The following is a 12,176-nucleotide window of genomic DNA, read 5'->3' as shown; positions in this document are numbered from 1 at the left end:
CCCTCTAACGCCTTTTCGACCTGATGCGCGCTCGCCTGAGCGCCGGAGACCGAATGTCCGACGCCGACGACAAGCCCCAGACGACCGATAATCCGGCGCCGCAAACGCAGCCCGAACCCTTCCGCCGGGGCCAGATCACCTGGGGCCGCCCGCCCCAGGCCGCCTTCCACGTCGGCCCGCTGCCGCGCGACGAGGGTCTGGCCCGCCTGACCGCCATGCCGCCCCATCCGAAGCCGTCGCAGGCCAGGCCCGCCCAGACCCAGCCTGCGCAGCCGCGCCCGCAGGCGGCTCAGCCTGCCGCCGCTCGCCCGGCCGCGCCCGCGGGTCGTCCCTCCGGCGTCTTCGGCGGCTCCATGGTGCCGCGCCGCCAGCCCGCGCCGACCGCTTCGGCTCCGCAACCCGCCGCTCCGCCGGCGCCGCAGGCCGCCCCCGCCACCGCGCCCGCCGCAGACCTGACGCCGCGGCCGCTGCCGGACGCTGCGCCTCAGTCCGCGCCTGTCGTCGCGGCCGCGACGGCCGCGCCTGTGGCGGAAGCCGCTTCGGCGTCGTTCGTCCAGGCCGAGCCCGCGCCCGTCGGCGCGCCGCCGGCCGCCATGGCGGCCTCCCCAGCGACCTCCCTGGCGCCCAGGCCTCGCTCGCGCCGGCCGCTTTACGCCGGCGCAGCGGCCGCCGCCGTCCTGGTTCCTGTGGCGGTGTGGCTGCTGGCCCGTTCGGGCGCGGACGACGCCGCGCCACCGCCGCCTGCCGCCATGACGGAACCTGCGGTCGAGACCCCCGCGATCCCTGTCGAAACGTCGGCGCCGACGCCGCAACCCGCCCCGACCGTCGTCGAGACGCCCGCCGCCGCGCCCGTCGCGCGCGCGCCTTCGCCGCGAACCGCAGCCGCGTCGCCTGCGCCCGCGCGCCCGACGCCCGCTCCATCCCGACCGGTTCCGGTTCCGGCACCGACCTCCGCGACCTCGACCTCCGCGACTCCGGCCCCCGCCGCTCAGGCCCCGGCCGTCGCGACGCCCGCGCCGGTGGTGGTGGTCACGCCTCCCGGCGCGCCCCAGCCCCCCGCTGCGTCTCAGCCCGACGTCCCGGTCCAGGCCGACGGCCCGCCGCCGACCCAGGCCCGACCGGCCCAGACCGATCCCAACGCCCCGATCGTCACCCGGCCCCAGCGACTGGACTGATCGACAAACGAAGCCCTAGCGTAAGGAGAAGGCTAGGCGGCTGACCGTCAGTCGCCCCGGCTCCACGCCATGTCCCAGCCGCAGGCGCGCTCTATGCAAGGCTTTAAGGGCTTCGGCTCCGAAGCCCGCATTCGCGGGATTTTCCGTTTCGATGCAACAGTCTTCCAGAGCGCCCTGCGCGGCGACGATGCAGCTATAGATGACTTCCCCATGGCTCAGTCGCATGGCTCGGGATGGATAGGCGGGCGCAGGAGCGGAGGCCCAAATCTCCCCCAGACTGGCTGGACGAGAGAACGAAGGCTCGGTCTCCAGCAGGCCGTCACGCGCTGAGTCCGGGTCTGTCCCGCAAGCGTCCCGGACCGCGCCAATGGCGCTGTTGTCGGAAGGCAGAGGCAGTCGGAGGCGCTCTCGGGGCCGTCCCGGCTCGACCGGGGTCGTGGATGAAGGATGAATGATCAGGTCGCCGCCTTGGTGGAACAATCGGGCGACGCGGCCCGGCCGGATGGCGGCCATGACGGCCTGTCCGGGGATGTTGATCCAGGTCTGACGCTCCTCCTGGCCGTTCTGCGTCCAGGTCAGGGGCCGCAGGCCGGGAGCGGCTTCGACAGGAAAGCCGACCAGCAGGGCCTCCAGTCTGTTGTTGAAGCAGCGCAGGATGAGGCTTTGTCCGCCTTCATAGCTGATGCTGGCGCTCGGCCCTTTGTCGGTCTGGGCCATATCCCAGCCATCCGTCGCCTGCGCCTGGGCGGGCGCCCCGGCGAGCAGCAGGGGCAGGGCGAGCAGGATGATCGCGCGCATCGGGTCGGCCTTCTTGGCTATTTCAGCGGCAGATAGCCCCGCTCCACCATCCGGCGCAGGGCGTCGAAGGCCTCGCTCAGTTCGTCATAGGCGGTGCGGGCGGCGGTCAGGCGGGCGACCTGATCGGGGGTGGCCGGCGCGCCGGATTCGGCCAGGCGGATGGCCTCGGCGCCCCAGCGCGCCCGCGCCTGGGCCGTCAGCACCGCCAGTTTCTGAAAGGCGGCGACGTCGACCTGGGCCAGGGCGTGGCCGATCAGTTCGCGGTTGGCGACATAGGCGGCGTAGTCGATCTGCTCCAGCAGGCCGCGCAGGCGGCGCTGCTCCTGCGGCTCCATGTCCTCGGGCTGGAAATGGTCGCTGGAACGACGGCGGGACTGGGTCAGCATGGTCGACATGACGGCCTCGAGCGAAACAGCAAGCCGCAGCCTGACCCTGCTTTGGTTAACCGCCCGTTTGCGCGCCTTGCCGGAGGCCGGTCTGGGCGCCGGTCTGGACGCCTCTGGGGGCCAGCTTCAGCCGCTCGCGATCCGGCGCGCCCAGGCCGCGCGGGCAGCGCATCGGCCGATAGTCCTTGGAATAGCAGAGCCGCGCCTCGCGAAACCAGCCGTCCGTGGTGGCGATGAAGACCCCGTCGCGCGGGAAGCCGGGATTGGCGGCGACGAAGGCGTCGCGGATCGCGCCGGCGGTCAGGCGCTGGGCCGGGATGACTTCCAGGTCCGGCTTGTTCAGTCCGTCCCACATCCTCGCCGCCTGGGCGAAATAGGCCTCGGGGCTGTCCCAGCCGCAGGTCCCGTGCGCGGCCCACTCGTGCTGCTGCAGGCTGGGCGAGGGCGTCATGCAGAAATGCCGCCGCACCGTCTCGACCGGAATGGCCGGACCGGGCGCGGCGCAGTAGCGCGGGTGCCTGTTGTCGGCGCCGTTGGGCCACAGCCCGTGCAGGGTCAGGCCGAACTGGTTGCCGGCGCACTGATAGCGTTCGTCGGGATAGTCCTTGCCGCTGCGGCACGCCTGAGGCGACCAGCTGACCGCCAGCATGTTGAAGGCGACCGGCACGTCCGGCGCTGCCTCGCCCTGCGGGATGCGATAGGGGCGGGCGGGGCGCAGGTCGTCCGGCACGTCGCAGACGGCGCCTGCGGCCTCGGTCCGCTCCGGCGTCGCCTCCTGCGAGGCGGTGCAGGCGGTCAGCAGGACCATCAGGGCGGCGGAGACGAAAAGAGGGCGCATGGCGGTCTCGTAAACCCTGCGTGATCGACGGCCAAGGCGGAACCGGCGCCCGGCCCCGCTCATTGATAAGCGTAAGCATAAGAGGATGAGTCCATGCCCGATCAAGCCGCCTTCGAAGCCGCCCTCGAGGAAGCCATCGCCCTGTTCGAGCAGGGCGAGACCATGAACCAGGCGCGCTTCGACGACCTTCTGGCGGAGTTGCAGGCGCGTCTGCCGACCCTGGCCTCGGCGCCGGAGCACGATCCCCGCGCCGAGAAGGCTCGCGCCCTGGCGGTGCGCGCCGCCGCCCTGGAGAAACGCGCCGCCGTCGGCCACGGCCAGATGGACGAGGTCAACAGCCTGTTGTCGCCCCTGATGGGCAGGAAGGCGGAGGACTAGGTCTCTGATCCTCTCAGCGACACGCCGCGACGCACGCCTGCGCCAGCACTTCGGCCGAGTCGATCAGCGGCGCCTCGACATCGCCCTGATCCAGCAGCAGCGGCACCTCGGTGCAGCCGCCGATCACCGCCTCGGCCCCCGCCGCGATCAGCGCCTTCGCCAGGTCGCGCATGGCTGCGCGCTGGTCTGCGCCGACGTCGCCGGCCTTGACCCCGAACACCACCTGCATGAAGCGCTCGCCCTCGGCCGGGGAGGGGGCGACCCTCTCCAGCCCCTGGGCGGCCAGGGCCTCGGCGTAGAGGCGCGAGGCGCCCGGCGTGGCCAGCACCCCGACCCGTCGCGCTCCGGTCGCGCCCGCCGCCTTCGCGGTCTCGGCGATCATGTCGATGAAGGGCAGGCCCGCCGCGCGGATGGCGTCGGCATGGGCGTGGGCCGTGTTGCACGGCATGGCCAGCACCTGCGCGCCCGCCGTCTTCAGCGCCCGCGCCATCTGGCCCAGCGTCCGGCCCGCCGCCTCGGGCTGAGTATGGCGATTGGGCACCTGGGGGTTGATGTCGGCGATGATGCGGATGTGGTCCTCGTCGCCCGTCGCCGGGGTCAGGGCCTGCACCCGCGCCAGAAAGGCTGTCGTCGCCGCCGGCCCCATGCCGCCCAGAACGCCCAGAACGCGCGCCATGCTTCTACTGTCCTGCTGAACCCCTGCGACCCCAAGTAAAACAGGCGCAGAGGGAAAAATGATTATTGTTCGACAAAGAGCGTTAACACGCTGAAACGGGCGGAACCAACCGCGCGGCCGGGGATTGTGCAATCGGACACGTCGGACGCCCCCCCAACCCCGACGAAGTCTGCGGCGGCCCGGCCTTAACGCCCCCCCGACTGAGAAGCCGGGCCGCCCCCTCTCTTCCCCACATCGCTTCGCTTGACCCGCCCCGCAAACGGGCTAGGCTTGTCGCGTTCTCCGGGGGGTCGCAATCGAGCGGCTGAGATTGAGGTTTCTCCTCTGACCCGTCGAACCTGATCCGGGTCATGCCGGCGAAGGGACGAGTTCACCGCTTTCGACGCCCGAAGTCCGGCGTAGAGGGCGCTCAAACCGCGCCGGCGGACCTCTTCTCGCAGGAGGCCGCCAAATGAATATCCACGTTTCCAACGAACAACCGCACGAGCCGCAGGTCGATGTCGCCCTGGCCGACGCCCGCAAGCAGGTCGCTGCCGAGCACGGCACCATCCCCACCGGCCCCCGCGCGGGCAGCCAGAAGGTCTATGTCGCGGGCGAGCTCTTCCCCGACATCCGCGTCCCCTTCCGCGAGGTCGCCGTCCACCCCAGCGCCAACGAGCCGCCGGTGACGATGTATGACAGCTCCGGCCCCTACACCGACCCGTCCGTCACCATCGACATCAAGAAGGGCCTGCCGCGCGTGAAGTCGTCGTGGCAACTGGATCGTGGCGACATCGCACCCGTCCTGAACCCGCGCGAGGTCAAGCCCGAGGACAACGGCCACGCCGCTGGCCGCCACCTCGCCCCCCGCTTCGACGTCTCCAACCACCGCGTGTTCAAGGGCGTCGAGGGTCGCCCCGTCACCCAGTACGAATACGCCAAGGCCGGGATCATCACGCCCGAGATGGAATACGTCGCCATCCGCGAGAACCTGCGCCGCGAACAGACCGCCCCCTGCATCCGCGACGGCGAAGACTTCGGCGCCGCCATCCCCGACTTCGTCACGCCCGAGTTCGTGCGTCAGGAAATCGCGCGCGGCCGCGCCATTATCCCGCACAACATCAACCACCCCGAAGTCGAGCCGATGATCATCGGCCGCAACTTCCTGGTGAAGATCAACGCCAACATCGGCAACTCCGCCGTCCTCTCCAGCGTCGATGACGAGGTCGACAAGCTGGTCTGGGCCACCCGCTGGGGCGCCGACAACGTCATGGACCTGTCGACGGGCCGCAACATCCACAACATCCGCGACTGGATCATCCGCAACTCGTCCGTCCCCATCGGCACCGTGCCCATCTATCAGGCGCTGGAGAAGGTGAACGGCGTCGCCGAGGACCTGACCTGGGAGGTGTTCCGCGACACCCTGATCGAACAGGCGGAACAGGGCGTGGACTACTTCACCATCCACGCAGGCGTGCGCCTGCCCTTCGTGCCGATGACGGCCAAGCGGGTGACGGGCATCGTCTCGCGCGGCGGCTCCATCATGGCCAAGTGGTGCCTGTCTCACCACAAGGAGAGCTTCCTCTACGAGCATTTCGAGGACATCTGCGACATCATGCGCGCCTATGATGTCAGCTTCTCGCTCGGCGACGGCCTGCGCCCCGGCTCGATCGCCGACGCCAACGACGAGGCCCAGTTCGCCGAACTGCGCACCCTCGGCGAACTGACCAGGATCGCCTGGGCCAAGGGCTGCCAGGTCATGATCGAAGGCCCCGGCCACGTGCCGATGCACAAGATCAAGGCCAACATGGACGAGCAGCTCAAGCACTGCCACGAGGCGCCCTTCTATACGCTCGGGCCGCTGACCACCGACATCGCCCCCGGCTATGACCACATCACCTCGGCCATCGGCGCGGCCATGATCGGCTGGTTCGGCACGGCCATGCTCTGCTACGTCACGCCCAAGGAGCATCTGGGCCTGCCCGACCGTCAGGACGTCAAGGACGGCGTCATCACCTACAAGATCGCCGCCCACGCCGCCGACCTGGCCAAGGGCCACCCCGGCGCCCGCGCCCACGACGACGCCCTCTCCAGAGCCCGCTTCGAGTTCCGCTGGGAGGACCAGTTCAACCTCTCCCTGGACCCCGAGACCGCCCGCAAATTCCACGACGAGACCCTGCCGAAGGAGGCCCACAAGACCGCCCACTTCTGCTCCATGTGCGGCCCCAAGTTCTGCAGCATGAAGATCAGCCAGGACATCCGCGACGCCGCCAAGGCCCAGAACGACGCGGGCGCCAGCCTGACGGACGCCGAGGCGGGCATGGCCGAGATGAGCGCCAAGTTCAGGGCCGGGGGCGGGGAGATTGAGGTGAAGGTGTAGCCAGCGCCCCGGTCACGCCGAAAGTAGGACTATGGACGCGAGGCGGCTTCAAGCTAACTTCGCGTCCGATGCTCGCGTAGGGGCGCTGACAATGAAGTCCTCCATCGACCCGGAAGCCAGTGCTCAGCAGTTCAAGGAAAAGCGTTTACACCTAGGACTGCCAATTTTTGATCGGTGAGTTCGGCAAATGCCTTTTCTCCCACCAGTGATTTGAGCAGGTTGGCGACTGCTTTTCGATGCAGAGCATCGACCCGCGCTCGAAAATCGTCAGCATTACCTAGACCTTCGACAGAATGTTTGTGACCTCGCGCTACCGCATCAAAATGCGCAAGCATGCGGGCCAGATTTAGCTTGTTCTCAATGCAATATTCAGCGGTAGCGATTTCGTCGAAATTTGCTTCTATGGCGCTCAGTCGAGTTCGAGGCGCATACATCTCATAACGCTCTCCGACGAAGCGAAGCTCAACTCCGAGCACCTCGCACGCCTTCCGTGCTGGAGTGATTGTCGTTTTTCCTGAGTTATCGAGAGGCGGAATTTTCAAGCCCAAAGGTTTAAGCAAGCCTTTGATCAGTTCCAATGCAGCTTCGCACTCTTCCTGAGAATCGCAGAAAACAGCGATGTCATCTGCATACCTTATGGCTTTGAGTTTTGCCCTATCAATGCCTTGGTCAACATCCCTCATAACCACATTTGAGAGCACCGGAGATAAGGGCATACCCTGCCGGAGCCCTCGACCTTTTTTGATCCCAGCGCTTTTCGTCAAAATGCTCGTCAAAGGATCAGAGTAGTCGAGTTCAGTGTTGGCCGTTTTGACAATAAGATCAGCGATTATTTTAGATCTTACGCTTCTTTTTATTGCGTTCAGAACATCGGCCCGATCAATCTGATCGAAAAAGCTGACAATGTCCGTTTGAAGCACCCAAGGCGATAATCTTCTATATTCTAGAGCCTTGCGATGCGCGTCCGCAAGCGATCGACCTTTTACGAACCCATAGGCAACTGAAGGCGTTTTGGGGAAGCGTTTGTCATTCTCAAGGTGAAGGCAGATCGCTCGCTGAACGAGACGATCACGAATCGTGGGGACCGCAATGATCCTCTTTGCCCCGTTCTTCTTGGGGACAGTGCAAACTCGGAGAGGGCTGAACGAGAAGTGCCCCTTTCGCAGAGCCTCTCTTGTTTGATGGAGATTTGGTGCCAATCGCCTAGAAAAATCTGAGGCCGAGACACCATCAACGCCAGGTGCGCCCGCTCTAGAGACGCGACTGTCCCGACTGTCATTCCAGACAGCCTTAAGTGAAGCCTCACTCAGTGAATTTGGTAGCCGTCGACCGCCCATTGCACTCCCCCCTAAGGCTCAGATAGCACCTTAGGGGCTCGCTGGGTTGCAGATCGACCCGGAACCTGACGCGCGGGGCGACGAGGTATCCGTGACGACGTTCGCGCCTCCCGCCACAGTGCTCTCGCACGCGACAAGCGACGCCTTCCCGATGTTACAGCTCGCGAGGTCCAATCGGAAATCGATTTGGAGACCCAGCGTCACCGTGATCCCCAAGAGGATGGGGATTGCCATCGCAGATTTCAACCACCCCCCGACTCGCTCGCTAAGAACAAATCGTGAACGTAATTCAATCCTAGCGCGAATCGCGGACCCGTTTCGCGCGCCCTGGTCGTCTAAGCAGATGGCTCGGCTCTGATTTAAGCTTCCAAGCATCTCGCATCCTCCGTTGCAGATCGACCCGGAACCTGACGCGCGGGGCGACGAGGTATCCGTGACGACGTTCGCGCCTCCCGCCACAGTGCTCTCGCACGCGACAAGCGACGCAATCGAAGGTGACAAGGGGCCTCGGCAGGAACTCGCTTCGGACCAGTCCTGAAATGGGAAGCGCTACAGTGGGTGTCAAGACTATGGCGATTTCTCCGTCGAGGACCCTTCAAGCCCTCTGACAAGCCTGTTTCTCCGCGATCACCCGTCCGATCCTGACGCACCCGTCCTCCATCCTCCGCCTTTCAGGCAGGAGGCGGCGCGATGGACGATCAGGCTTCGGGCGGGCGGGAGAAGGACTGGCCCGAGCAGGCTTGGCATGAGGAGGCGCCGCGCATCATCGCCTCCGGGCGGTGGGAGCAGGACGAGTACGGCGACACCACCTACATCCCCGACCATGTGCGGCCCTCGACCGCCGAGCGGGCCGAGACGGCTGACGCGGGGCGCGGCCACTACTACGAAGACCCGGCGCCGCGGGACGGCTATCGCGTCCGCTCCGAGGCGGTCTGGGCGGCGGCGCGGCGCGACTATCTGGCCGGGGATACGGCCGAGGCGGTCTGCGACCGCTATGGGTTGAAGCTGGGGACGCTGCGGTCCCGCGCTGCGCGCGAGGGCTGGCGCCGCTGCGACGCGGGCGACCCGGATCTGTGGCCCGACGAGGACGATCCGGTTGAGGATGAGGCGGCGGACGCCCCCGATCTGGCGGCGATGGCGGCTCAGGCCCTGATGCGGCTGAACCGGGCGGTGCGGCGCGGCCGGGCGGCCGAGGCGGCGTCGTGGCTGCGCACCTGGCGGGCGCTGACCGATCCGGCCCTGCTGGCCGCCGCCGAGCCGGAAAGCCCGCCGCCCGCGCCCAGCCCGGCGCCCCGGCCCGATCCGCTCGACACGCTGGAAGCCGACATGAAGGCGGTCGCCGCCGTCGCCCGCGACGCCGCCCGTCTGGCCCCCGACGATCTGCTCGGCCGCCGCGCTGTCGAGGCCCGCATCAACGCCCTCAGCGCCCGTCTCCCGCCGGAAGGAGAGGGGGCGATTTCAGACGATTCAGACGAATTGGACTCTGTTTTTCCCGATCCTTCTCCCCTTGTGGGAGAAGGTGGCCCGTGAGGGCCGGATGAGGGGTGTCGGCGCGACATGAAGCGCCTTCTCTCCCTCGGGCTGATTGGAAAACGGGGCGCTCACACCCCTCATCCGTCCGGCTTCGCCGTCTACCTTCTCCCACAAGGGGAGAAGGAAACTACGCCTTGCCCGCGATCTCGCGCAGGGCGTCGACGAACACCTGCGTCGGCTGGCCGCCGGAGATCAGATATTTGTCCTCCACCACCACGGCGGGGACCGAGGTGATGCCCCGCGCGCGCCACAGGGCCTGCGCGGTGCGGACCTCCTGCATATAGCGGCCGGACGCCAGCACCTCGGCGGCCTCGGCGCGGTCCAGCCCGGCGGCCTCGGCCGCCTCGGTCAGGACGCCCGCGTCCGAGACGTTGCGGCCCTGCGTGAAGTGGGCGCCGAACAGGGCGTGCTTCAGCGCCGCCTGCTTGTCCGGCGCCGTCAGACCGGCCCAGTGCAGCAGGCGGTGGGCGTCGAAGGTGTTCCACATGCGGCTGTCGTCGCGGAAGTTCATTTCGACCCCGACCTCGGCGGCGCGGGCGGTGATGGCGGCGCGGTTGGCGGCCGACTGTTCGGGGGTGGAGCCGTATTTGCGGGCTAGGTGCTCGCCCATGTTCTCGCCCTCGGGCGCGATGTCGGGGTTCAACTCGAACGGCTGGAAGGCGATGTCGGCGGCGATCCCTTCGCCTTCCAGACGCTCCAAAGCTTGTTCGAGCCCGCCCAGCCCCACGGCGCACCACGGGCACATGACGTCGGAGACAAACTCGATCTTCAGCGGCTTGAGCGGGGCGGCGTCGGTCATGGCGGCGGGGCTTTCTGGAACAGCGTGTGTGACGAAGCATATGGGCGCGCGGCGGAAGGAGGCAAGGCGCGCCGGGCATTGATTCACGGCCTGCCAACCGGCACACCGGATCGGTGAAACAGAGCCTGATCATTGATTGCGACCCCGGCGTGGACGACGCCACGGGGCTGCTGACCGCCTTCGCCTCTGCTGACCTGGACCTGCTGGCCGTGACCACGGTCGGGGGCAATGTCAGCGCCGAAAGGACCGCGCGCAACGCCCGCATCCTGCGCCAGATCGCCGGGCGCGAGGACGTGCCGGTGTTTGCGGGCGCCGACCGCCCCCTGCGCCGCGACCCGGCCGGGGCGGGCGAGTTCCACGGGCCTGAGGGGCTGGGCGACTTGATCCCGTTCGAGCCCGCCGCGCCTGCGGCTGAGGGCGCGGCGGCGCAGGCCATCGTGCGGCTGGTGATGGCGCGGCCTGCGGGTTCCGTGGCGCTGGCCGTCATGGGGCCGATGACCAATCTGGCGCTGGCCATGCGGGCTGAACCGGCGCTGGCGGCGCATCTGGGGCCGGTCGTGGTCATGGGCGGGGCGCGGTCCGAGGGCGGCAACATCACCGCCTCGGCCGAGTTCAACATCTGGGCCGACCCGGACGCTGCGGCCGAGGTCTTCGCTTCAGGCTGCCGCATGATCGTCATGGGGCTGGACGCCACCCATCAGGTGCGGGCAACCGAGGAACGGATCGCGGCGATCGAAGCCTTGCCTACGGCCTCGGCCCGCACGGCGGCGGCCATGCTGCGCTTCTCCCAGCGGGTGGAGCGGCAGGTGGTCGGCTGGGATGCAGGGCCGCTGCACGACCCCTGCACCGTGGCCTGGCTGCTGAAGCCGGAGTTGTTCGAGTTGGCCCCGTGCGGCATCGCGGTGGAGACGGACAGCGACCTGACCCGAGGCCACACGGCGGTCGAGTTCCGCGTCGATGCGGCCGGGGCGAACCATTTCTGGGCGACCAAGGCCGACGCGGCCGGGATCTTCGCCCTGATCACGCAGAGGCTGGGAGAAGGCGCATGAGGATCACCGTCGTCGGCTCGATCAATCTGGATATGGTGGCGGCGGCGCCGTCCCTGCCTGCGCCGGGCGAGACGGTGACGGGGGCGACCCTGTCGCGCCATCCCGGCGGCAAGGGCGCCAATCAGGCGCTGGCCGCGCGTCGGTTGGGCGCCGAGGTCAGCCTGATCGGCCGGGTCGGCGATGATGAGATGTCGGGCGCGGCGGTGGCCCTGATGCTGGCCCACGGCGTCGACCTGTCGGGGGTGGAGACGGACCTCGCCGCCCCGACCGGCGTGGCCCTGATCACGGTCGATCCGACCGGCGAGAACCAGATCACCGTGGCCGCCGGCGCCAACCACTTCGTCACGCCGGAGCAACTGCCCGCCCGGATCGAGACGCCGCTGATCGCCCAGCTTGAGCTGCCGATCGAGACGGTGGAGGCGGCAGTGGGCCGGGCGACGGACTTCGTCTGCGTCAACCTGGCGCCCGCCGCGCCGGTGTCGGAGGCCCTGCTGCGCCGCGCCGACCTGCTGGTGGTCAATGAGACGGAGGCCGCCTTCTACGGCGACGCCCTGCACGTCGGCGGCGGGCTGGTGGTCGTGACCAAGGGCGCGCGCGGAGCGGTCATGTATCGGCGCGGGGTGGCGATGGCCTGGGCCACGCCGCCGCGCATCACGGCTGTGGACGCGGTGGGGGCGGGCGACGCCTTCGTCGGGGCGATCGCCGTGGCCCTTCTGGAAGGCATGGAGCCGGACGCCGCGCTTCACTTCGCCTGCGCCGCCGGGGCGCTGGCGGCGACCCGGCCGGGGGCGCAGCCGTCGCTGGGCGATCGCGCCGAGGTCGAGGCCCTGATGGCGGGGTAGGGCCTT

Annotated in this window: 12 protein-coding genes and 1 riboswitch; of the genes, 6 read left to right on the top strand and 6 right to left on the bottom strand. The window is 68.4% G+C overall.

The annotated features are described in order from the left end of the window. The first annotated feature begins 53 nt into the window (after positions 1–53). Positions 54–1,175, top strand: a complete 1,122-nt coding sequence (locus tag ACWGL1_RS01835; RefSeq protein ID WP_452111023.1) for a hypothetical protein — start codon at positions 54–56, stop codon at positions 1,173–1,175. A 15-nt stretch (positions 1,176–1,190) separates the two neighbouring features. On the opposite strand, the gene ACWGL1_RS01830 is transcribed toward ACWGL1_RS01835, so the two are convergent. Genes ACWGL1_RS01830 through ACWGL1_RS01820 form a run of 3 tightly spaced genes read right to left on the bottom strand, consistent with a single transcriptional unit; the run spans position 1,191 to position 3,197 of the window. Next, entirely contained in the window at positions 1,191–1,973 is a 783-nt protein-coding gene (locus ACWGL1_RS01830) for a hypothetical protein (protein WP_452111022.1), read from the bottom strand. 17 nt (positions 1,974–1,990) lie between these two features. After that, positions 1,991–2,368, bottom strand: coding sequence for a hypothetical protein (locus ACWGL1_RS01825; RefSeq protein ID WP_346486038.1), 378 nt, complete (start codon positions 2,366–2,368; stop codon positions 1,991–1,993). A gap of 46 nt (positions 2,369–2,414) precedes the next feature. Continuing rightward, positions 2,415–3,197, bottom strand: coding sequence for a ribonuclease T2 family protein (locus tag ACWGL1_RS01820; protein ID WP_452111021.1), 783 nt, complete (start codon positions 3,195–3,197; stop codon positions 2,415–2,417). Positions 3,198–3,290: 93 nt separating this feature from the next. Here ACWGL1_RS01820 and ACWGL1_RS01815 point away from each other — a divergent pair, with 93 nt between their 5' ends. Then, on the top strand, positions 3,291–3,575 hold the full coding sequence (locus tag ACWGL1_RS01815; RefSeq protein ID WP_291777266.1) for a hypothetical protein: 285 nt from the start codon (positions 3,291–3,293) through the stop codon (positions 3,573–3,575). 13 nt (positions 3,576–3,588) lie between these two features. Here the strand turns inward: ACWGL1_RS01815 and ACWGL1_RS01810 are convergent, their stop codons facing one another. Further along, positions 3,589–4,251, bottom strand: coding sequence for a cysteate racemase (locus tag ACWGL1_RS01810; protein WP_338576780.1), 663 nt, complete (start codon positions 4,249–4,251; stop codon positions 3,589–3,591). Between the two features lie 273 nt (positions 4,252–4,524). Then, positions 4,525–4,634: riboswitch (TPP riboswitch) on the top strand. Positions 4,635–4,702: 68 nt separating this feature from the next. On the opposite strand from ACWGL1_RS01810, the gene thiC reads away from it, so the two are divergent. Continuing rightward, the gene (gene thiC / locus ACWGL1_RS01805) at positions 4,703–6,610 is read left to right on the top strand and encodes a phosphomethylpyrimidine synthase ThiC (RefSeq protein ID WP_452111020.1); all 1,908 of its coding nucleotides are present in this window, start codon (positions 4,703–4,705) and stop codon (positions 6,608–6,610) included. Positions 6,611–6,741: 131 nt separating this feature from the next. Here thiC and ACWGL1_RS01800 read toward each other — a convergent pair whose 3' ends face one another. Next, positions 6,742–7,947 (bottom strand): reverse transcriptase domain-containing protein, encoded by a 1,206-nt coding sequence (locus tag ACWGL1_RS01800; protein ID WP_452111019.1) that lies wholly within the window; start codon positions 7,945–7,947, stop codon positions 6,742–6,744. 690 nt (positions 7,948–8,637) lie between these two features. Here ACWGL1_RS01800 and ACWGL1_RS01795 point away from each other — a divergent pair. Next, positions 8,638–9,477 carry a hypothetical protein gene (locus ACWGL1_RS01795; RefSeq protein ID WP_452111018.1) on the top strand — a complete coding sequence of 280 codons (840 nt, stop codon included), beginning with the start codon at positions 8,638–8,640 and terminating at the stop codon, positions 9,475–9,477. Between the two features lie 130 nt (positions 9,478–9,607). On the opposite strand, the gene ACWGL1_RS01790 is transcribed toward ACWGL1_RS01795, so the two are convergent. Then, the gene (locus tag ACWGL1_RS01790; RefSeq protein ID WP_452111017.1) at positions 9,608–10,279 is read right to left on the bottom strand and encodes a DsbA family oxidoreductase; all 672 of its coding nucleotides are present in this window, start codon (positions 10,277–10,279) and stop codon (positions 9,608–9,610) included. A gap of 113 nt (positions 10,280–10,392) precedes the next feature. Here ACWGL1_RS01790 and ACWGL1_RS01785 point away from each other — a divergent pair, with 113 nt between their 5' ends. Beyond that, on the top strand, positions 10,393–11,328 hold the full coding sequence (locus tag ACWGL1_RS01785; RefSeq protein WP_452111016.1) for a nucleoside hydrolase: 936 nt from the start codon (positions 10,393–10,395) through the stop codon (positions 11,326–11,328). Then, a complete protein-coding gene (locus tag ACWGL1_RS01780) occupies positions 11,325–12,170 on the top strand; it encodes a ribokinase (RefSeq protein ID WP_341023373.1) in 846 nt (281 codons plus the stop codon). Before ACWGL1_RS01785 ends, ACWGL1_RS01780 begins: the two co-directional genes overlap by 4 nt. Positions 12,171–12,176 lie beyond the last annotated feature (6 nt).

The organism is Brevundimonas sp. NPDC055812, from assembly GCF_053616535.1.
Note: the sequence above shows the minus strand (reverse complement) of the source record. Positions and strands in the feature narration are given on the sequence as shown.

Bases quoted from the DNA above. Each gene is read 5' to 3' on its own strand.
- ACWGL1_RS01780 (WP_341023373.1), top strand. From the start codon at position 11,325: ATGAGGATCACCGTCGTCGGCTCGATCAATCTGGATATGGTGGCGGCG.
- ACWGL1_RS01810 (WP_338576780.1), bottom strand. From the start codon at position 4,251: ATGGCGCGCGTTCTGGGCGTTCTGGGCGGCATGGGGCCGGCGGCGACG.
- ACWGL1_RS01790 (WP_452111017.1), bottom strand. From the start codon at position 10,279: ATGACCGACGCCGCCCCGCTCAAGCCGCTGAAGATCGAGTTTGTCTCC.
- ACWGL1_RS01795 (WP_452111018.1), top strand. From the start codon at position 8,638: ATGGACGATCAGGCTTCGGGCGGGCGGGAGAAGGACTGGCCCGAGCAG.
- ACWGL1_RS01835 (WP_452111023.1), top strand. From the start codon at position 54: ATGTCCGACGCCGACGACAAGCCCCAGACGACCGATAATCCGGCGCCG.
- ACWGL1_RS01815 (WP_291777266.1), top strand. From the start codon at position 3,291: ATGCCCGATCAAGCCGCCTTCGAAGCCGCCCTCGAGGAAGCCATCGCC.
- thiC (WP_452111020.1), top strand. From the start codon at position 4,703: ATGAATATCCACGTTTCCAACGAACAACCGCACGAGCCGCAGGTCGAT.
- ACWGL1_RS01830 (WP_452111022.1), bottom strand. From the start codon at position 1,973: ATGCGCGCGATCATCCTGCTCGCCCTGCCCCTGCTGCTCGCCGGGGCG.
- ACWGL1_RS01825 (WP_346486038.1), bottom strand. From the start codon at position 2,368: ATGTCGACCATGCTGACCCAGTCCCGCCGTCGTTCCAGCGACCATTTC.
- ACWGL1_RS01800 (WP_452111019.1), bottom strand. From the start codon at position 7,947: ATGGGCGGTCGACGGCTACCAAATTCACTGAGTGAGGCTTCACTTAAG.
- ACWGL1_RS01820 (WP_452111021.1), bottom strand. From the start codon at position 3,197: ATGCGCCCTCTTTTCGTCTCCGCCGCCCTGATGGTCCTGCTGACCGCC.